Origin of the sequence: Microcella pacifica, assembly GCF_009371975.2 — a bacterium.
GTDB classification, from domain to species: Bacteria; Actinomycetota; Actinomycetes; order Actinomycetales; family Microbacteriaceae; genus Microcella; species Microcella pacifica.
This window is the reverse complement of the sequence record NZ_VIKT02000008.1, coordinates 44,523-63,278: the sequence shown is the minus strand read 5'-3', so window position 1 is coordinate 63,278 and position 18,756 is coordinate 44,523. Positions and strand designations below refer to the sequence as shown.

The 18,756-nt window shown below is 70.6% G+C and carries 18 protein-coding genes; 14 read left to right on the top strand and 4 right to left on the bottom strand.

Annotated features, from left to right (window positions below; all coding sequences use genetic code 11):
• Positions 1-63: 63 nt before the first annotated feature.
• Positions 64-2,973, top strand: a complete 2,910-nt coding sequence (secA, locus tag FK219_RS06285) for a preprotein translocase subunit SecA (protein WP_152582410.1) — start codon at positions 64-66, stop codon at positions 2,971-2,973.
• A gap of 72 nt (positions 2,974-3,045) precedes the next feature.
• Here the strand turns inward: secA and FK219_RS06280 are convergent, their stop codons facing one another.
• Positions 3,046-3,492, bottom strand: coding sequence for an Rv3235 family protein (locus FK219_RS06280; protein ID WP_328821619.1), 447 nt, complete (start codon positions 3,490-3,492; stop codon positions 3,046-3,048).
• A gap of 187 nt (positions 3,493-3,679) precedes the next feature.
• Between FK219_RS06280 and FK219_RS06275 the strand changes: the two genes are divergently transcribed.
• Positions 3,680-4,264: a hypothetical protein gene (locus FK219_RS06275; protein WP_152582409.1), complete on the top strand. Its 585-nt coding sequence runs from the start codon at positions 3,680-3,682 to the stop codon at positions 4,262-4,264.
• Here the strand turns inward: FK219_RS06275 and FK219_RS06270 are convergent.
• The gene (locus tag FK219_RS06270; protein WP_152582408.1) at positions 4,240-4,539 is read right to left on the bottom strand and encodes a helix-turn-helix domain-containing protein; all 300 of its coding nucleotides are present in this window, start codon (positions 4,537-4,539) and stop codon (positions 4,240-4,242) included. The two genes, FK219_RS06275 and FK219_RS06270, sit on opposite strands and share 25 nt — an antisense overlap.
• Positions 4,540-4,667: 128 nt before the next feature.
• On the opposite strand from FK219_RS06270, the gene FK219_RS06265 reads away from it, so the two are divergent.
• Genes FK219_RS06265 through FK219_RS06255 form a run of 3 tightly spaced genes read left to right on the top strand, consistent with a single transcriptional unit; the run spans position 4,668 to position 8,337 of the window.
• The gene (locus tag FK219_RS06265; protein WP_152582407.1) at positions 4,668-5,312 is read left to right on the top strand and encodes a hypothetical protein; all 645 of its coding nucleotides are present in this window, start codon (positions 4,668-4,670) and stop codon (positions 5,310-5,312) included.
• Between the two features lies 1 nt (position 5,313).
• Positions 5,314-6,831 carry a nucleotide-binding protein gene (locus tag FK219_RS06260; protein ID WP_152582406.1) on the top strand — a complete coding sequence of 506 codons (1,518 nt, stop codon included), beginning with the start codon at positions 5,314-5,316 and terminating at the stop codon, positions 6,829-6,831.
• A 9-nt stretch (positions 6,832-6,840) separates the two neighbouring features.
• Entirely contained in the window at positions 6,841-8,337 is a 1,497-nt protein-coding gene (locus FK219_RS06255; RefSeq protein WP_152582405.1) for a sensor histidine kinase, read from the top strand.
• Positions 8,338-8,437: 100 nt separating this feature from the next.
• Here FK219_RS06255 and rsmD read toward each other — a convergent pair whose 3' ends face one another.
• Positions 8,438-9,013, bottom strand: a complete 576-nt coding sequence (rsmD, locus tag FK219_RS06250) for a 16S rRNA (guanine(966)-N(2))-methyltransferase RsmD (protein WP_152582404.1) — start codon at positions 9,011-9,013, stop codon at positions 8,438-8,440.
• A gap of 189 nt (positions 9,014-9,202) precedes the next feature.
• Here rsmD and FK219_RS06245 point away from each other — a divergent pair, with 189 nt between their 5' ends.
• From FK219_RS06245 to FK219_RS06225, 5 genes are all read left to right on the top strand, one after another.
• Positions 9,203-11,398 (top strand): ATP-dependent DNA helicase RecG, encoded by a 2,196-nt coding sequence (locus tag FK219_RS06245; protein ID WP_152582403.1) that lies wholly within the window; start codon positions 9,203-9,205, stop codon positions 11,396-11,398.
• A gap of 65 nt (positions 11,399-11,463) precedes the next feature.
• Complete coding sequence (locus tag FK219_RS06240) at positions 11,464-12,198, top strand: endonuclease/exonuclease/phosphatase family protein (RefSeq protein ID WP_152582402.1); 735 nt, start codon at positions 11,464-11,466, stop codon at positions 12,196-12,198.
• A gap of 24 nt (positions 12,199-12,222) precedes the next feature.
• Complete coding sequence (gene coaD / locus FK219_RS06235) at positions 12,223-12,714, top strand: pantetheine-phosphate adenylyltransferase (RefSeq protein WP_152582401.1); 492 nt, start codon at positions 12,223-12,225, stop codon at positions 12,712-12,714.
• Between the two features lie 4 nt (positions 12,715-12,718).
• Positions 12,719-13,744 (top strand): glucose-6-phosphate dehydrogenase (coenzyme-F420), encoded by a 1,026-nt coding sequence (gene fgd, locus FK219_RS06230; RefSeq protein ID WP_152582400.1) that lies wholly within the window; start codon positions 12,719-12,721, stop codon positions 13,742-13,744.
• Between the two features lie 139 nt (positions 13,745-13,883).
• Positions 13,884-14,501, top strand: coding sequence for a hypothetical protein (locus tag FK219_RS06225; RefSeq protein ID WP_152582399.1), 618 nt, complete (start codon positions 13,884-13,886; stop codon positions 14,499-14,501).
• 61 nt (positions 14,502-14,562) lie between these two features.
• Here FK219_RS06225 and FK219_RS06220 read toward each other — a convergent pair whose 3' ends face one another.
• On the bottom strand, positions 14,563-14,835 hold the full coding sequence (locus tag FK219_RS06220; RefSeq protein ID WP_152582398.1) for a hypothetical protein: 273 nt from the start codon (positions 14,833-14,835) through the stop codon (positions 14,563-14,565).
• Between the two features lie 461 nt (positions 14,836-15,296).
• On the opposite strand from FK219_RS06220, the gene FK219_RS06215 reads away from it, so the two are divergent.
• The 4 genes from FK219_RS06215 (at position 15,297) to FK219_RS06200 (ending at position 18,751) form a co-directional block, all read left to right on the top strand.
• Positions 15,297-15,869, top strand: coding sequence for a YdeI/OmpD-associated family protein (locus FK219_RS06215; protein WP_328821618.1), 573 nt, complete (start codon positions 15,297-15,299; stop codon positions 15,867-15,869).
• Between the two features lie 267 nt (positions 15,870-16,136).
• Entirely contained in the window at positions 16,137-16,928 is a 792-nt protein-coding gene (gene cofE / locus FK219_RS06210; RefSeq protein WP_152582397.1) for a coenzyme F420-0:L-glutamate ligase, read from the top strand.
• 94 nt (positions 16,929-17,022) lie between these two features.
• A complete protein-coding gene (locus FK219_RS06205; protein WP_152582396.1) occupies positions 17,023-17,625 on the top strand; it encodes a hypothetical protein in 603 nt (200 codons plus the stop codon).
• Positions 17,626-17,767: 142 nt separating this feature from the next.
• Positions 17,768-18,751, top strand: a complete 984-nt coding sequence (locus tag FK219_RS06200) for an AAA family ATPase (RefSeq protein ID WP_152582461.1) — start codon at positions 17,768-17,770, stop codon at positions 18,749-18,751.
• Positions 18,752-18,756: the final 5 nt, after the last annotated feature.

Genomic DNA, 18,756 nt, shown 5'->3' with positions numbered 1-18,756 from the left:
TGCGGCGTGTTCGCGGTGCCCCCACCCAGGCGCATGCGCGGCCCGATGACGGGGAGTGACCAAGTGGCGAATGTTCTCGAGCGTGTTCTGCGGGTCGGCGAAGGCCGTCTCCTGCGCCGACTGAAGTCGTACGCCGACGCGATCAACCAGCTGGAGGACGACTTCAGCGACCTCACCGATGACGAGCTCATGAACGAGACCGCCGAGCTGCGGGAGCGCTACAGCAATGGCGAGTCGCTCGACGACCTGCTGCCCGAGGCCTTCGCCGCGGTGCGCGAGGCGTCGAAGCGCACGCTGGGCCTGCGCCACTTCGACGTGCAGCTCATGGGCGGCGCGGCGCTGCACCTGGGCAACATCGCGGAGATGAAGACGGGCGAGGGCAAGACCCTCGTGGCGACCCTTGCGGCGTACCTCAACGCGATCGCCTCGCGCGGCGTGCACGTCATCACGGTCAACGACTACCTGGCGAGCTACCAGAGCGAGCTCATGGGCCGCATCTTCCGTGCCCTCGGCATGACGACCGGGTGCATCCTCTCCGGCCAGACCCCGCCGGTGCGCCGCGAGCAGTACGCGTGCGACATCACCTACGGCACGAACAACGAGTTCGGCTTCGACTACCTGCGAGACAACATGGCCGGCCAGGTGGCCGACATGGTGCAGCGCGGCCACTACTTCGCGATCGTCGACGAGGTCGACTCGATCCTCATCGACGAGGCGCGCACGCCGCTCATCATCTCGGGCCCGGCGAGCGGGGAGGCGAACCGCTGGTACGCGGAGTTCGCCCGCATCTCGCAGCGTCTCATCGCCGGCACCGACTTCGAGGTGGACGAGAAGAAGCGCACGGTCGGCGTGCTCGAGCCCGGCATCGAGAAGGTCGAGGACTACCTCGGCATCGACAACCTCTACGAGTCGGCGAATACGCCTCTCATCTCGTTCCTCAACAACGCCATCAAGGCGCAGGCGCTGTTCAAGCGCGACAAGGACTACGTCGTCATGAACGGCGAGGTGCTCATCGTTGACGAGCACACGGGCCGCATCCTCGCCGGTCGCCGCTACAACGAGGGCATCCACCAGGCGATCGAGGCGAAGGAGGGGGTGACGATCAAGGCGGAGAACCAGACGCTCGCGACCGTCACGCTGCAGAACTACTTCCGCCTCTACTCGAAGCTCTCGGGCATGACGGGTACGGCCGAGACGGAGGCTGCCGAGTTCATGAGCACGTACAAGCTCGGCGTCGTCGCGATCCCGACGAACAAGCCCATGAAGCGCATCGATCAGCCCGACCTGGTCTACAAGAACGAGCAGTCGAAGTTCGAGCAGGTCGCGGCCGACATCGAGGAGCGCCACGCGAAGGGCCAGCCCGTGCTCGTCGGCACGACGAGCGTCGAGAAGAGCGAGCTGCTGTCGCGGCTGCTCGCCAAGCGCGGCGTCAAGCACGAGGTGCTCAACGCCAAGAACCACTCGCGCGAGGCGGCGATCATCGCCCAGGCGGGTCGTGTCGGCTCCGTCACGGTCGCGACGAACATGGCGGGCCGCGGCACCGACATCATGCTCGGCGGCAACGCCGAGTTCCTCGCCGTGAGCGAGATGAACAACCGTGGCCTCTCGCCGATCGATACTCCCGAGGAGTACGAGGCGGAGTGGGACGCCGTCTTCGAGCGCGTGCAGGAGCAGGTGCAGGAGGAGGCCGACAAGGTCGTCGAGGTCGGCGGTCTCTACGTGCTCGGCACGGAGCGCCACGAGTCGCGCCGCATCGACAACCAGCTGCGCGGTCGCTCCGGCCGACAGGGCGACCCCGGCGAGAGCCGCTTCTACCTGTCGCTGCAGGACGACCTCATGCGCCTGTTCAACGCGGGTGCCGCGGAGGCGCTCATGGGCCGCTCGAACGTTCCCGACGATCTGGCGATCGAGTCGAAGGTCGTGAGCCGGGCGATCCGCTCGGCGCAGTCGCAGGTCGAGTCGCGCAACGCCGAGATTCGCAAGAACGTGCTCAAGTACGACGATGTGCTCAATCGTCAGCGCGAGGCGATCTACACCGACCGCCGCCACATCCTCGAGGGCGACGACCTGCAGGATCGCGTGCAGGTGTTCCTCGAGCAGACGATCACCGAGATCGTGGAGACCCACACGGCCGTCGGCCACTCCGACGACTGGGACTTCGACCAGTTGTGGACGGAGCTCAAGACGCTCTACCCGATCACCCTGACGATCGACGAGGTCATCAGCGAGGCGGGCGCGAAGCTCACGAGCGCGTTCTTGATCCGCGAGATCGTGTCGGATGCCCGGCTCGCCTATGAGCGCCGCGAAGAGTCTCTCGGCCGCTCGGCGACGCGCGAGCTCGAGCGCCGCGTCGTGCTGAGCGTCATCGACCGCCGCTGGCGCGACCACCTCTACGAGATGGACTACCTCAAGGACGGCATCGGGCTGCGCGCGATGGCGCAGCGCGACCCGCTCGTGGAGTACCAGCGCGAGGGCTTCGCGCTCTTCCAGAGCATGATGAGCCAGATCCGCGAGGACGCCATCGGGTTCCTGTTCAACCTCGAGGTGGAGGTGACCGGCAGCTCGGGCACGGCGCAGGTCACGGCGAAGGGTCTCAACGCGCCGCAGACGCCGCAGAACCTCAGCTACACGGCGCCCTCGGCCGACGGCGAAGTGGAAGTGCGCAACCAGCGCGGGCAGCTGCAGAACGCCCCCGCCGAGGTCGCACGCGGCCAGCAGGTGAGCCCCACCTTCGCCGGTGCGCAGGCGGGTGCCTCGGCGCCCGCGCGCTCTGGCACCGCGGGTGGACAGGCTCGGCGCCCCGCGGCGCAGGGCGCTCAGGGCCAGGGCGGCCAGGGTCAGCAGGGCGGCCAGGGTCAGCAGGTCGGCGCGACGGGTGCGTTCGGCCAGCAGCGCAAGCCCGCTGCGGGCGGTCCTGCGCCGGTGAATCGGGCCCAGCGCCGCGCGCAGGAGAAGAAGGGCAAGAAGCGCTAGAGCTGGTGGACCGCGCTCGCGTCTGAGGCCCGACGGGCACTGGTGCGCACGAGCGCGCGGCCGCTGCTCGCGCTAGAGGACGTGGATGGCGCTCGCGCGCCAGCGGCGGTCGAGCCCTTCGAGCCTGATCGCGACCGCCCGGCACCGGGCGCGGTTGACCACCACGATTACGGCTTCCACGACTCCGTCCCGCGGCTCGCAGATGCGCACGCCGCCGAGACTGAAGGACGGCCGACGGGTCGGTGCCCGCCGCGCGGCGCGAGCGCGAGCGCTGATCACGGAGCGACTCAAGAGGGTGCGATAGACGTCATCGGTCACCCAGCGGGCGATCTGCTCGAGCTCGCGTGCGCCGGCGAGAATCTCGATGACGCAACGCGTGAGATTCTCGAGCAGCGGCCGGGGGTCGGGCAGTTCGCTCGACGCCGTCGGCTGGTAGTCGAAGAACTCCTCCTGCGCGATGCGGACGGCCGCGGAGCGACCTCGGGGGGCGTGCGAGTGCAGCGGAATGGCGGTGGACACCGTCGGCTCCTCTCCCGGTGAGGGGGTCGGGTCGGCACGCGAGGGAGCACTCGTGAGCAGACCGGTCTATGCACCCCTGGTCGGGGTAGCCCTACCCAACCAGAACTTATTCTCAGTTGTCCAGACCCGAGGGGCAACTGTGGAAAACCCGCGACCGAGCGTCGGGGGCGATCGCTACGGTCACCGCATGCGCTGGGACCATCTCTTCGACGACCTCGCCGGGCAGCTCGAGCACGAATTGCACGCGGAGGAGCTCGACCTGCAGCAGGAGGAGGAGCGCCTGCGGCTGGGTCGACTCGAGCTGCGCGGTCGGCTCGCCGTCCTCCTGCGCGAGCGCGAGCCCGAGAGGCGCATCCTGATCTTGCGTACCCACGATGGTGCGCTCTCCCGGGTGCGCCTGCGGTCGCTCGGGCGCGATTGGCTCGCGGGAGACCTCGTCGACCTCAGCGCGGCCCAGGTCGTCGTGCCACTGCGAGCGGTGGAATCGCTCGTGCTCGATGTCGAGCAGGCCCAGCGCACCCTCGAGCCCACTGCGGCGCGCGACGATCTCTCGGCCCGGCTGGGCCTCAGTTTCCTGCTGCGCGACCTGTGCCGACGCCGCACTCCGCTCACCGTGCAGACGGCGGTCGGTGATCTGCACGGCACCGTCGATCGCGTCGGCCGCGACCATCTCGACCTCGCTGTTCACGATCGCGACACTCCGCGTCGTGCCACCGCAGTGCAGCAGGTGAGGCTCGTACCGTTCGATCAGGTGCTGCTCGTGCGCCTCTGACCGTTTCGCCCCTGGTCGGGGAAGAGCTCCGCGACATCCGCGAACTCCGCCTCGTTCCACAGCGCCAGGCGCTTCGCCTCGTCGTACTTGTCGGCGATGAACGACTCGAGCACGCTCGACTCGACTCTCCACTGGCCGATCGACCCGAGACGGATCGCGGGCAGTTCTCCGGAGCGCACGAGCGCGAGCACCTCCGCGGCGGAGAGACTGAGAATCTCCGCCACATCGGCGAGGGTCACGAACCGACCGATCGGGTTCAGCGGGTCATCGGGCATGAGTCGATTATCGTCGCCGGCTCGCGCGAGCGGGACGGTGTGTGGATAACTGCGGACCGGCGTCGTCGGCTCTCGTCAGTATCGATGCCGACCGCTGACGAACACCGCCCCTGACAAGGAGACTCCGCATGGCAGCACGCGCGGCGAGAGACGAGCCCGCCCCACGTCCCCGACGCTTCCGGGACCCGCGCCTGGTCATCGGCCTCCTCCTCGTCGCCGGATCCGTGCTGGGTGTGGTCGGTGTGGTCGCTGCCGTCGACGATGGTGTCGAGGTCTACGCGGCGTCGCGACTCCTCACGGTCGGCGAGCACGTCGACGCGGCGGACCTCGAACTGCGGCGCGTCTCTCTCGGCCCCGATAGCAGCACCTATCTGCGGGGCGGGCAGCTGCCCGAGGGGGGTGTGATCGTGAGCCGCAGCATCGGCTCGGGCGAGCTCGTGCCGCTCGCCGCCGTCGGCGACGTGCGCGGAGCATCCTCGACCACGATCGTCGTCGCTCTGGCGACCGACCTCGGCGGCACCGTGCGCGCCGGTGACGTTCTCGACCTGTGGTCGGCGCCCGCGCTCGAAGCCGGTCGCTTCGGGGCACCGACCGTGCTCGCCTCGGGCGCTCAGCTCGTGCGCACCGTGGCGCCCGAGGGCATCGTCTCCGGCGCGGAGGCGGCGCGAGTCGAACTGCTCGTGCCGCGGCGCGAGGTCGCGCGCATCCTGCACGCCGTCGCCAACGGCGACGCGCTCTCCGCGGTCCCCGTGTCGCTCGCGGTCGGGCCCTGACGTGCGCATCGCACTCGCCGTTCCCGGGCTCGACGCCGACACACTCGAGCTCGCGCTCTTGCGGGCCGGGCACCGCGTGGTGTGGCGGGCGCTCGACACTGACGAGGTGGTCGGTCAGCTCGCGGAGGCCACCCCCGAGGTCCTCCTGCTCGCGGACCACCCCGACGTCGCCACCTCCACCGTCGTCGGGGCGTCCGACCTCCTGGGCGTCCGCAGTGTGCTCGTCACCACGGGGTCTGCGTTGAGCGCGGCCGCCCGTCGGCTGGGGGTGCTCGAGCAGCTCGTTGCTCGACCCGGCGCCCCGATCGACCTCGCAGCCCTGGAGGCGGGGCCGCTCGGCGCCACGAGCCACACGGCCGTTCCCGACGGCACCGGGCTCAGCGGGGACCTGTCCGACGGCCCCGGTCTTCTCGACGGCCCTGGCCTCCGTGATGAAGCTGGTCTTCCCGACGGCGTTGGCCTAAGCGACGACGCTGCTGAGCACGACGACGCTCGACCGCCGAGCCCGCAACCGTCGAGCCCCCCAACATCGACGCCGGTCTCGCCGCACACGCCGCCTTCCCGATCGAGGGGGAGTGCCGCACGCGGCGACACGATCGCCCGCCTCGAGATCGACCCGTCGTCGGTCGCCCCCCGCGTCATCGCCGTATGGGGCCCCGCCGGCGCCCCGGGGCGCACGACGATCGCCATCGGGCTCGCGGCCGAGCTGGCCGGCCGCGGACTGCCGGTGTGCCTCGTCGACGCCGACACGTACGGCGGAGCGATCGCGCCGGCCCTCGGATTGCTCGACGAGTCGCCCGGCTTCGCCGCGGCCTGCCGGCTCGCGGGGTCCGGCAGCCTCACGGCGGACGAGCTCGACCGCGTCGCGCAGCGCGCCCCTCTCGGGTCGACGCTGCGCGGCACGCACGGAGAGCTACGAGTGCTCACGGGCATCGGGCGCCCGCACCGGTGGCCGGAGCTCTCCGCCGAGCGCGTGACGAGCGTCCTGGAGGAGTGCCGGGCGTGGCGGCCGATCGTCGTCGTCGACACCGGCTTCAACCTCGAGACGGACGAAGAGCTCAGCAGCGACCTGCTCGCACCCCGACGCAACGCCGCGACGATCGCGGCGCTGCGCGCGGCCGACGATGTCGTGGCCGTGGGCACTGCGGATCCGCTCGGGCTCGCACGCCTGCTGCGCACCTACCCCGACCTGCTCGACGTGGTTCTCACGACGAGCGTGCGCGTCGTCGTCAACCGCGTGCGGTCGAGCGTGCTCGGGCTCGACCCAGCGGGCCAGGTGCGTCAGACGCTCGATCGCTTCGGCGGTGTGAGCGACGCCGTGCTCATCGACGACGATCCGCACGCAGCCGACGCGGCCCTGCTCACCGCCCGCAGTGTTGTCGACGCCGCGCCCCGCTCGGCGCTGCGGGCCGGCATCGCAGAGCTGGCCGACGTGCTCGAGGTCACCGAGCGGCCCGCTCCGGTGCGCTCCCGATTCGTCGGCGGTCTCGCGGCGCTCCTGCCCGGGCGCAGCGGCTAGCCTGAGGGGGTGTCGACCCTCTCCGATCTCGTGCACGAGCACGCCGCCTCGAGCGAGGCCGACATCGAGTGGCTGCACCTGCTCATCGCTGACGGTCAGCTCATCGCCGACCTCGCCTTCGCCGACATCGTGCTGTGGGTGCCGACTGCGGAAGGCAGCTTCGTCGCCGTCGCCCACCAGCGGCCATCGAGCTCGGCGACGCTCTTCTACCGCGACTTCGTGGGGCAGGAGATCAGGGCCGAGTGGCGCGACCAGGTCAGCGAGGCCTACAGCACGCGCAGCATCGTCGACTCGAGCACGCCCGACTGGTACGAGGAGACCCCGACGCGGTTGCGCGCCATACCCGTGCTGAGTCGCGATCCGGGCGGAAAAGGGGTGAGCGAGCATCCCATCGCCGTCATGACGCGCCACACCAACCTGAGCGAAGCGCGCATGCCCGGCCGCCAGGAACTCACCTTCAACGAGTGCGCCAACGACATCTTCGCGATGATCGCCGCCGGCGACTTTCCCGACATGACCGCACCCAGCGGGCCCCGACGTGGCGCACCCCGCGCCTCCGACGGGCTCCTGCGCCTCGACCTCGACGGCACCGTGACATTCGCGAGCCCCAACGGCCTGAGCGCCTTCAACCGCATGGGCTTCGTCGGCGAGCTCGAAGGCGAGTCGCTCGCGCACGTGACCACGCGCCTGCTGAGCGGCAAGCTTCAGGTCGACGAGTCCCTGCCTCTCGTCGTGACCGGGCGAGCGCCGTGGCGCACCGACATCGAATCGCGAGGCGTGACCGTCACCCTGCGCACGATCCCGCTGCGGCAGCACGGCCAGCGCATCGGCGCGATCGTGCTCGTGCGCGACGTCACCGAGGTGCGGCACCAGGAGCGCGAGCTCATCACCAAGGATGCGACGATCCGCGAGATTCACCACCGCGTCAAGAACAACCTGCAGACCGTCGCCTCGCTCCTGCGCATCCAGGCCCGCCGCACCCACAGCGACGTCGCCCGCGAGTCGCTCACGCAGGCCATGCGCCGCGTTGCCGCGATCGCCGTCGTCCACGACACCCTCTCGGAGGGACTCAGCCAGAACGTCGACTTCGACGAAGTCTTCGCGCGCGTGCTCATGCTCATCGCCGAGGTCGCCTCGAGCCACTCCACGACCGTGCGCCCGACGTCCACAGGCAGCTTCGGCACTCTGCCGAGCGAGTACGCCACGCCGCTCGCCCTCGCGCTCACCGAGCTCGTCACCAACGCCGTCGAGCACGGCCTCGCCGGGCGGCCCGACGGCGAGGTCGAGATCGTCGCGAGTCGCAGCGACGACACCCTCTCGGTGAAGGTGCGCGACAACGGCGTCGGCCTCGGCGAGGGGAAAGTCGGCTCAGGGCTGGGCACGCAGATCGTGCGCACGCTCATTCAGGGCGAGCTCGGCGGCGTCATCGACTGGCACACGTTGCAGGGCGAGGGCACCGAGGTCACGATCGAGGTGCCCCTCCTCTACCTCAAGCGCCGCGCTTAACCGCGCGGCCAGCGGGCCCGCGTTGCGCCAGATCTGGCGCGAAGGGGCGCTTGAGTTGAGGCGGTGCGCCACTATGCGCCAGATCTGAGCCGAACGGGCGCTAGTGGGCGTGCGCGACCGCGAGCCAGTGCAGCGCCGTGTCGCCGTAGCTCGTACGACGGTCGAGCTCGAGCCGCGGTGGCAGGCCGGGCAGCGCGGACCGTGCGCTGCGCTCGATGACGACCACGGCATCCTCGCTTAGAAGCGGGGCGAGCAGGTGGAGCGCGCGTTCGAGCTCCGCATCGCCGAGCTCGTAGGGCGGGTCGAGGAACACGAGGTCCCACGGGCCGGTCGCCGACGCGAGGTACGTCGCGACCGCCTTCGTGACGACCTGGATGCTCGGGGCCGAGCCGCCCGCCGCGCGACCCTGCACGAGTCGGGCATTGGCGCTGCACACGCGGGCAGCCGAGCCCGCGCGCTCGACGAGGGTGACCTCGGCGGCCCCACGACTCGCCGCCTCGAGGCCGAGGGCACCGCTGCCCGCGTACAGGTCGAGCACGCGGGCTCCCGCCACGAGGTCGCGCGCCTCGAGCGATGAGAAGATCGCCTCGCGCACGCGGTCACTCGTGGGGCGCGTGCCCGACTTCGGCACCTGCAGGGTGAGGGAGCCCGCGAAGCCGGCGATGATGCGCGTCACAAGGGCAACGCTACCCTCGCTGGGCGTCGCCGCACGCGCGCCCGTTCGCGCCAGATCTGGCGCGAAACGGCGCATCGCCCCAACGCAAGCGCCCATACGCGCCAGATCTGGCACAAAGCGCTCGCGCGCGCGGGCGCGCGGGCGGGCGCGGGCACGCGGCGCGAGCGCGCGCGGCGGTAGCGTGGGGCCGTGACCAACCCCCTGGATGCGCGGCTCGGCGGCGTGCTGGGCGACCGCACGGCGAAGGCGCTCGCCAAGGCGTTCGGGATGCGCACCGTGGCCGATCTGCTCGCCCACTACCCGCGTCGCTACGCGCGGCGGGGCGAGCTCACGGCGCTGAGCGAGCTCACGGTCGGCGAGTCGGTCACGATCGTCGCCGAAGTGCTGAGCGTGAGCGAGCGCTCCATGAAGCAGCGCAAGGGCTCGATTCTCGAGGTCGCGATCGGCGACGGCAAGGGTATCCTGACCCTCACGTTCTTCAACCAGACCTGGCGCAAGGCCGAGCTCACGCCCGGTCGGCGCGGCATCTTCGCCGGCAAGGTTGGCGAGTACCGCGGAGCGCGGCAGCTCGCGCACCCCGACTACGAGCTCTTCGAGGCGGGCGACGAGCGCGACCCCGGCACGGGCGGCAAGGACGCCCAGAAGTGGGCGATGCAGCCGATCCCGATCTACCCGGCCACGTCGACCGTCGCGAGCTGGCAGATCGCGAAGACCCTCGCGATCGTGCTCGACACCCTGCCGCCGCTCGACGACCCGGTGCCCGAGCCGGTGAGGACCGAGCGCGGCCTGCTCGACCTCACGCAGGCCCTGCAGTGGGTGCACCGGCCCGAGCAGGACAGCCACTGGCGCCGCGCCCGCGACACCCTGCGATTCCACGAGGCGTTCCTGCTGCAGGCAGCGCTCCTGCAGCAGCGGGCCGCCCTCCGCGCGCAGCCGGCCGCCCCGCGCGTGGCGGGCGACGAGCTCGCGGGCTTCGACGCAGAGCTGCCGTGGACGCTCACCGACGATCAGAAGCTGGTCGGCGGCGAGGTCGCGCACGACCTCGCCGCGGACGTGCCGATGAACCGCCTCGTGCAGGGTGAGGTCGGCTCGGGCAAGACCCTCGTCGCGGTGCGCGCGATGCTCACGGTCGCGCAGAGCGGTGGCCAGTCGGCCCTGCTCGCCCCGACCGAGGTGCTCGCGCACCAGCACTACCGCAGCATCGTCGACACTCTCGGCCCCGACCGCGCGGCCCGGATGCGCCCCGTGCTGCTCACCGGCCAGTTGAGCGCGGCCGAGCGCAAGCGCGCCCTGCTGAGCATCGCGAGCGGAGCATCCCGCATCATCATCGGCACGCACGCCCTGCTCGGCGACAAGGTGCAGTTCGTCGACCTGGGGCTCGTCGTCGTCGACGAGCAGCACCGCTTCGGCGTTGAGCAGCGCGAGAGCCTGCGCCGCAAGGGCGCCGTGCCGCCACACGTGCTCGTGCTCACCGCCACGCCGATTCCCCGCACGGTCGCGATGACCGTATTCGGCGACCTGGACATCTCCACGATCGCGACCCTGCCCGCGGGGCGTGTGCCGATCGTGAGCCACGTCGTCGCGCTCGCCGAGCGGCCCGAGCTGTGGCACCGCGCGTGGCAGCGCCTCTCCGAAGAGCTCGAGCAGGGTCGCCAGGGCTTCGTGGTCGTACCCGCGATCGACCCGACGACCGTCGAGGACGACCCTGATGCGCTCGCCGAGGACGCGCGCGATGGGTCACCCCCGGCGGTACCGGATGCTCTGCCGCCGCTGCCCGCGACGGTCGCCGAGCTGACGCCCCTCCTGCGGGCGCATCCCGCGCTCGAGGGTCGCCGCATCGAGCCGCTGCACGGCCGCATGTCGACCGACGAGAAGGACGCCACCATGCAGGCCTTCGCGCGAGGCGAGATCGACGTGCTCGTCGCCACGACCGTCATCGAGGTCGGCGTGGACGTGCCCAACGCCTCGACGATGGTCGTCGTCGAAGCCGACCGCTTCGGAGTGAGCCAGCTGCACCAGCTGCGCGGCCGCGTGGGGCGCGGCGGAGTGCCCGGCCTGTGCCTCTTCGTGACCGCAGCGCTGCCCGAGACGCTCGCGCGCGAGCGGGTCGAGGCGGTCGCGGCGACACTCGACGGCTTCGAGCTCGCGCAGGTCGACCTCGAGCTGCGGCGCGAGGGCGACGTGCTCGGGGCGACCCAGAGCGGCGGGCGCTCGAGCCTCAAGCTGCTGCGCGTCGCCACCGACGGCGACCTCATCGGCGACGCCCGCATCGCGGCGGCCGAGGTGCTCGAGGCGGATGCGGCCCTGGCGGAGCATCCGGCCCTCAAGGATGCCCTCGTGCGTCGCCTCGATGACGACGCCCGCGAGTTCCTCGCCAAGAACTGAGCCGCCAACTGTGTGACGGCCCCGAGCCTGCCGAGCACGCGCGGGGCCGTCGTAGGGTTAAGGCGATGAGAGTGATCAGCTACAACCTGCGCAAGCACGCGGCGGTCGGCGAGCTCGCCGCGCTCATCGCCGACCACCGGCCCAACCTGCTGTGCCTGCAGGAGATCGACACGGAGCGCCTGCCCGTCGACCTCGGGCCCATGCACCTCGCTGACGCGACGAAGCTCAACCGACTGGGGCTGGCGATCTACTACGACCACGAACGCTTCGAGGCGCTCGAGACGAAGGCCTTCGCCCTCAAGAAGTCGCTGCACGACATCATCGCCAAGCCCGCGCTCGAGCGGCTGCTCGGCAGCCACCTGCACGACCGCACGAAGCAGCGCGAACTCGTGCTCGGGTCGTTCCACGCGGCGCCGCTCACGGCCCTCAACTCGCTGCGGCGCACGCAGATCAAGGCCGCGCACGACGCCCTCGACACGTTCGGGGAGACGCTGCCGACCCTCATGGTGGGGGACTTCAACTACCCGGTCTTCCAAGACTTCCTGAACCGGCGCCTGCAGCAGACCGGGCACGAGGTGACCTTGAGCGATGCGCGCACGTACACGCGCTACAAGTTCTTCCGCGGCCACTTCGACTTCGCGACCTCGATCGGGCTGACCATCCGCAGCGTCAGGACGCTCGAGCAGGGGGCCAGTGACCACCTGCCGATCTTCGTCAAGGCGGACTACGCGGAGGACGACGCGCCCGTGGCCGACGACGCGATTATGGGCGGCGCCGACGACTCCGTCACGTCGTCGTAACACGCGCGCCGATAGGGTGGGGTCATGAGCAGGATCGCCGTTGTTCCTGGGTCGTTCGACCCCGTCACGCTGGGCCACCTCGACGTCATCGAGCGGGCCGCAGCGATCTTCGACGAGGTGCACGTCGTCGTGGTGCACAACCCCGGCAAGACGGCGATGCTGCCGATCGCGCAGCGCGTGACCCTCATCGAGCACGCCATCGCTGACCGGGCGCTGCCGCAGAGCATCCTCGTCACCGGCTGGAGCGTGGGCCTGCTCGTCGACTACTGCACCGATGTGGGCGCGAGCGTTCTCGTGAAGGGCGTGCGCAGTCAGGTGGATGTCGCCTACGAGACGCCCATGGCGATCGTGAACCGCGACCTCGCCGACGTCGAGACGGTGTTCATGCTGCCCGACCCTGCGCACGCACACGTGTCGAGCTCGCTCGTGCGGCAGGTCGCGGCGCTGGGCGGGGACGTTGCGCCGTACGTGCCGCGGGCCGTCGCAGAGTTCCTGCAGGCGGACCAGGCAGAGTAGCGCCATGACGCATCCCCTCACCCTCGGGTACAAGGCTTCGGCTGAGCAGTTCGATCCGCGCGAGCTCGTCGAGATCGCCGTCGCTGCGGAAGCGCACGGCATGGAGAGCGTCGCGGTGAGCGACCACTTCCAGCCGTGGCGGCATGAGGGTGGGCACGCACCGTTCTCCCTGGCATGGATGGCCGCGGTCGGGGAGCGCACCTCGTCGATCCGCATCGGCACCTCCGTCATGACGCCGACATTCCGGTACAACCCGGCGGTCATCGCGCAGGCATTCGCCACGATGGGGATGCTCTACCCGGGCCGTGTGTTCCTCGGCGTCGGCACAGGCGAGGCTCTCAACGAGATCGCCACCGGGTTCCGCGGTGCCGGCGAGCAGGAGTGGCCGGCGTTCAAGGAGCGCCTCGGGCGCTTGCGCGAGTCCATCGAGCTCATGCGCCAGCTGTGGACCGAGGAGCGGGTGAGCTACCGAGGCGAGTTCTACTTCACGCAGGATGCGAACATCTACGACCGCCCCGAGACCCCCGTGCCGGTGTACGTCGCCGCGGGTGGCCCGACGGTCGCGCGCTTCGCCGGTCGCGTGGGCGACGGGTTTATCTGCACCTCGGGCAAGGGCGCCGAGCTGTACACGGACGAGCTCATCCCCGCGGTCGGCGAGGGCGCCGAGAAGGCCGGTCGTCGCTTCGAGGATCTCGACCGGATGATCGAGATCAAGATCTCTTACGACACCGACGCGGATGCCGCGCTCGAGAACACGCGCTTCTGGTCGCCGCTGTCGCTCAGCAAGGAGCAGAAGCACGACATTACCGATCCGGTCGAGATGGAGAAGGCCGCCGACGCGCTGCCGATCGAGCAAATCGCGAAGCGCTGGATCGTCGGCAGCGACCCGGATGAGGTCGTCGCCGAGGTGGCGAAGTACGTCGATTACGGGATGAACCACCTCGTGTTCCACGCGCCCGGTCACGATCAGCGGCGCTTCTTGGAGCTCTTCGAGCGGGATCTCGCGCCGCGCCTGCGCGCCCTCGGCTGAGGCGACAATCGGCGGACTCCCAGCTGAGGACGGGAGCTCACGGCCGCGGCGCGTACACTCTCCCGTTGTGACTGGGGGCCGACATTCTTCTGCGCGCGCACGCACGCGCGCACTCTCGGTGACCCGTCGATCGCCGCGCATGACGGCGACACGTGGAGTCTTCGCAGGGCTCATGGCCGTCTGCGTGGGACTGCTCGCCGCGGGAGCGACTCCGCCTTCAGCGGAGGAGGAGCTCGAGCAGTTCGCGACCGCCAATGCGCAGTCCTTCGTCGTACGGGCATCGGTGGACGCGCCCGAGGTCATGCGCGACGACTTCGGGGCGACTCCCGGATACGAGACCTTCATCGCCGGCGGCACCAACCACGACTGGGCGAAGCTCGTGCTGCTCATGGGCGAGTTCCCCCTCACCGACAGCAACGTCACGGTCGTGACCCGCTGGATGCGCCAGGAGAACTACGTGGATGCGTGGTGGACGCGCAACAACCCGCTCAACAACGGCTGGGGTTCGGGCGGCGGGGGAGGGACGGGCACCTACGTGCACCTCGTCGACGCCGCTGAGAATGCGGCCGAGGCCCTGCACACGTTGCCCCGCTACGGCGAGATCGTCGCGACGCTCCAGGCGTCCGCGCCGACCGAGGAGGTCGAGCGCGCCATCTGGTTCTCAGGCTGGGCATCGGGTATGTACAACAACGGCGCGCACTGGGCCTACAACGAGGTGCCCGTCGTGCAGGCGCCGCCGAGCGCCTGGGGTCGCTGACCGCGTTGAACGGTCATGACCTCCGGCGCCCGACGGCGCTCGAGCCGCGCACCGTCGTCGCCTAGTGCGGCGGCACGATCAGGCGGAGCGCCCGCTCGTGCGCGCGTTCGCGACGGTTGGTGGCGAGCTGCTGCTCGACGCGCCTGGCGCGGCGCTCGTGGCGTACGGCGACCGCGGAGCGCCGGCTCCACCGCACGAGGGCGAGACCCACGTGCAGAGCGAGCCGGTCGAGAGGGCTCACGCGGTCGGGCCGCGTGGGGCGGTTCTGGGGCGCGAGCGTATTCGGAGGGTGGCCGGTCAGCGGGCGCTGCCGGGCCGAGGAGAGCGTGTTCACGAGGGGTGTTCCTTCACTGCTGCAGTGACCGTGGGGGAGGTGACGGGCAGCCGAATGCGAGCATCCGACTGCCCGTCGCGAGCGCTCGACAAGAGTGCCGAGCGGCACGGGGCGTCGGCCCGCGGCGCGCGACGGAGAACCCTGCACAGGAAGTGGGCTACCGACAGCGCGCACAGTTGCGGGCCGTGAGCTTCGAGAGCATCGCCACCGTCACGAACGGCGGCGGAATCCGTCAGCTGTTCAGGCGGTGAAGACGCCGACGAAGCCGGCGGTGGTGGGAATCATTCCCTGAGTGTGAATAAACATGGCCGACCTCCTTTCGTCATATGGCGTGGGGAGAATCTAGCGGGATGCTCGGGGCTGGCGCAAGCCTCCGCGAACGGGTTGCGCGCCCTGTTGCCGATTCGTGACCTCGGGCGCTCGCGGGCCCTCGTGTCGGCGGCATCGCCTAGCCTGAGCGCGTGGTGGCCAACGACCAGAAACCCGTGATGCTGTTCGCGCGCGTCGAGGAGTGGGAGGAGTGGCTCGAGGCGCATCCCGATCACCCCGGCGTGCGCCTCAAGATGCGCAAGAAGGCCTCGACGGCGCCGGGGATCACGTACGCCGAGGCATTGGAGTCGGCGCTGTGCTTCGGATGGATCGACGGCCAGATCAACCGCTTCGACGATGACTACTCGCTGCAGGTGTTCACGCCTCGGCGGCCCCGGTCGGTCTGGTCGCAACGCAACGTCGAGATCGTGGGTCGCCTGACCGCGGAGGGTCGGATGCGCCCGCCGGGCATCGCGCAGGTGGAGCGCGCGCAGGCCGACGGGCGGTGGGATGCCGCCTACCGGCAGAAGGGAGTCGTCGTGCCCGACGATCTGCAGGCCGCGCTCGACGCCGCGCCGGCAGCGGCGCAGACGTTCGCCGGGCTCAGCGCGCAAGCGCGCTTCGGGGTCATCTTCCGGCTCGATGGCGTCAAGCGTGCGGAGACTCGCGAACGCAAGATCGCCGGGTATATCGAGACGCTCGCGCGAGGCGACTCGCCTCTCTGACGATGGAGCACGCGAGCTGTCGGCGCGGAAATTATACCCCTGGGGGTATACTGGTGCGGTCCCCACGGAAAGGATGCGCACCCATGTGCTCTGCCATCACCTGCCGCCAGTGCGGCAAGACCACCTGGACCGGATGCGGTCAGCACGTCGACCAGGTCATGCGCCGCGTGCCCCAGAGTCAGCGCTGCCCGGGGCATGAGCGCGAGCCTGGCCTGTTCTCCCGCTTGCTCGGCCGTTCGCAAGCCTGACGCGCGGCAGAATGGCGGCATGACCTCGCCGCGCCTCACCCTCTTCGCGCTCGACGGGCTGCCCGAGTTCGCGCCGGGCGATGACCTGCCCGCCATCATCGCAGCGGCCTCGGTGCAGCAGGGCGTCGAGCCGGGCGACATCCTCGCCGTCACGAGCAAGATCGTGAGCAAGGCCGAAGGCCGCATCGTCGCCGCGGCCGATCGCGAGCAGTCGATCACCGACGAGACCGTGCGCGTCGTCGCGACGCGCGTGCACCCGGGAGGGGTGACGCGCATCGTCGAGAACCGTCTGGGGCTCGTCATGGCGGCGGCCGGGGTCGATGCGAGCAACACCGTTGAGGGCACGGTTCTGCTGCTGCCGCTCGACCCCGACGCGAGCGCTGCCGCGATCCGTGCGGCTGTCGGCGCTGCTGTCGGCGGCGAGGTCGGCGTCATCATCACCGACACGGCCGGGCGGGCCTGGCGAGAAGGCCAGACCGATATCGCGATCGGCGGCAGCGGGGTGCGCCTTCTGGATGACCTGCGCGGGCAGCCTGATGCGCAGGGCCGACTGCTCGATGTGACCGCGCCGGCGCTCGGTGACGAGCTCGCGGCGGCCGGCGACCTCGTCAAGCGGAAGGCGCTGGGCCTCCCCGTCGCGGTCATTCGCGGGCTGCCGCACCTGCTCGACCCTGCCGCCCCCGGCGCTCGCTCCCTCAATCGCGCGGCGGTCGACGACCTGTTCTCGCTCGGCACGGCGGAGGCGCGCGAGGAGGGTCGGCGCTTGGAGCGCGCGGCGCGCGGCTCGGATACCGACCTGCGCAACGGCTGACAGCCCGGTTCGCACGCCACGGCCGCCTTGGCTACGCTTGCTGTGCACCACCGGATTCTGGGGAATCCTCGGCGCAGGAGAGGGGGATGCGGAGATGAGCGGAATCGCCCGCCACGCGCGCAGCGCCCTCGTGCTCGCCGCCCTCGGCCCGATGCTCCTGCTCGGCGGGTGCGCGGAGCCCGAACCGGAGGGCCCCGCGCCCGTGCACCCCTCAGAGGCTCAGGGCATCGAGCCGCCGCCCGGCGTCGAGCTCACCGAGAGCGAGTGCCTCGTGGGCGGATGGCGCATCGAGGGCGAGCCGCTGCACGACTACCTGCTCGCCTTCGACCCGGGCACCGGTATCGACGTCGGCGGCTACCTGACCCTGGGCTTCACGGTCGACCTCTACTACGTCGAGCCCCGAGTCGGCATCACGTGGCAGAACCGCGGGGAGGAGAGCCTCGCCTCCTTCGTCGGCGAGAGCGAAGGCTCGTATCGACTCGTCGACGGGCTGCTCGAGGCCACGGAGGAGCGCGACGATCTCGCCCTCGTCGACGTCGAGCAGGGCCAGCGCAGCAGCGTCGACGAGCTCTTTCTCCGCCCGGTCACCGTCAACCCGCTCGCAGGAGCTTCCGTCGCGTGCTCGGGCGACGCCCTGAGCCTCACGACCAGGATCGGCGAGTCCGACGTGCGACTGGACTTCACGCGGCTGCGCTGAGCGTCGAGGCCGAGAACTCTCGGCGGATTCGTCACCTTCGCGTGGCAGACTTCACCGGGTGACGACGTCGACGAGCACCGCAGCCACGCCGACCGGCTCGGCGAACGACCCCGCCACCGAGGCGCCGATGGGCCGTGAGCCGATGAGCGCTGAGCCGATGGGCGCTGAGGAGTTCGGGGAGCTCGCGTCGAGCATCCGACTCGCCATGAACGGCGTCATGGACGGCAAGCCGGACGCCGTGGATACGGCCCTCGCGGTGCTCCTGGCCGAGGGGCACCTGCTCATCGAAGACGTGCCCGGGGTCGGCAAGACCATGCTCGCCCGCGCGCTCGCCCGGTGCATCGACGGCAGCGTCAACCGCATCCAGTTCACCCCCGACCTGCTGCCCGCCGACATCACCGGGGTGAGCGTCTACCGCCAGCAGCTCGGCACCTTCGAGTTCACGCCCGGCCCGATCTTCGCCCACATCGTCATCGGCGACGAGATCAACCGGGCGAGCCCCAAGACCCAGTCGGCGCTCCTCGAGTGCATGGAGGAGGGGCTGGTGACCGTCGACGGGCACACGCACGCCCTCGCCGCGCCCTTCCTCGTCGTCGCCACGCAGAATCCCATCGAGATGGAAGGCACTTACGCCCTCCCCGAAGCGCAGCGGGACCGCTTCATGGCACGCATCTCCATCGGCTACCCCGACGCCGAGAGCGAAGCACGCATGGTGCGCGACCGCGAGCACGGCAGCCCGCTCGAGCGCCTCGCACCCGTCATCGACGTCACCGGCCTGCGCCGCATGATCGCGACCGTGCGCGAGATCTACGTGAGCCCGGCCGTGGAGCGCTACGCGGTGGCGATCGTGCAGGCGACGCGCGAGGAGCCCGCGCTGCGGCTCGGCGCGAGCCCGCGGGCGACGCTGCAGCTCGTGCGCGCCGCACGAGCCCGCGCCGCGATGGACGGGCGCGACTTCGTGCTGCCCGACGACATCGACGCGCTCGCGACGACCGTGCTCTCGCACCGCATGCTGCTCGTGCCGAGAGCGCAGCACCCCGACGGGCGCCCGGCGCGCAGCGTCGACGAGGTCGTCGAGCGCATCGTCGCCGCGACGACCGTGCCGGTGCCGAGCGCCGGGGGCTGACCGTC

Bases quoted from the DNA above. Each gene is read 5' to 3' on its own strand.
- FK219_RS06275 (WP_152582409.1), top strand. From the start codon at position 3,680: ATGCGCTGGGACCATCTCTTCGACGACCTCGCCGGGCAGCTCGAGCAC.
- FK219_RS06270 (WP_152582408.1), bottom strand. From the start codon at position 4,539: ATGCCCGATGACCCGCTGAACCCGATCGGTCGGTTCGTGACCCTCGCC.
- FK219_RS06265 (WP_152582407.1), top strand. From the start codon at position 4,668: ATGGCAGCACGCGCGGCGAGAGACGAGCCCGCCCCACGTCCCCGACGC.
- FK219_RS06240 (WP_152582402.1), top strand. From the start codon at position 11,464: ATGAGAGTGATCAGCTACAACCTGCGCAAGCACGCGGCGGTCGGCGAG.
- coaD (WP_152582401.1), top strand. From the start codon at position 12,223: ATGAGCAGGATCGCCGTTGTTCCTGGGTCGTTCGACCCCGTCACGCTG.
- fgd (WP_152582400.1), top strand. From the start codon at position 12,719: ATGACGCATCCCCTCACCCTCGGGTACAAGGCTTCGGCTGAGCAGTTC.
- FK219_RS06225 (WP_152582399.1), top strand. From the start codon at position 13,884: ATGACGGCGACACGTGGAGTCTTCGCAGGGCTCATGGCCGTCTGCGTG.
- cofE (WP_152582397.1), top strand. From the start codon at position 16,137: ATGACCTCGCCGCGCCTCACCCTCTTCGCGCTCGACGGGCTGCCCGAG.
- FK219_RS06205 (WP_152582396.1), top strand. From the start codon at position 17,023: ATGAGCGGAATCGCCCGCCACGCGCGCAGCGCCCTCGTGCTCGCCGCC.
- FK219_RS06200 (WP_152582461.1), top strand. From the start codon at position 17,768: ATGAGCGCTGAGCCGATGGGCGCTGAGGAGTTCGGGGAGCTCGCGTCG.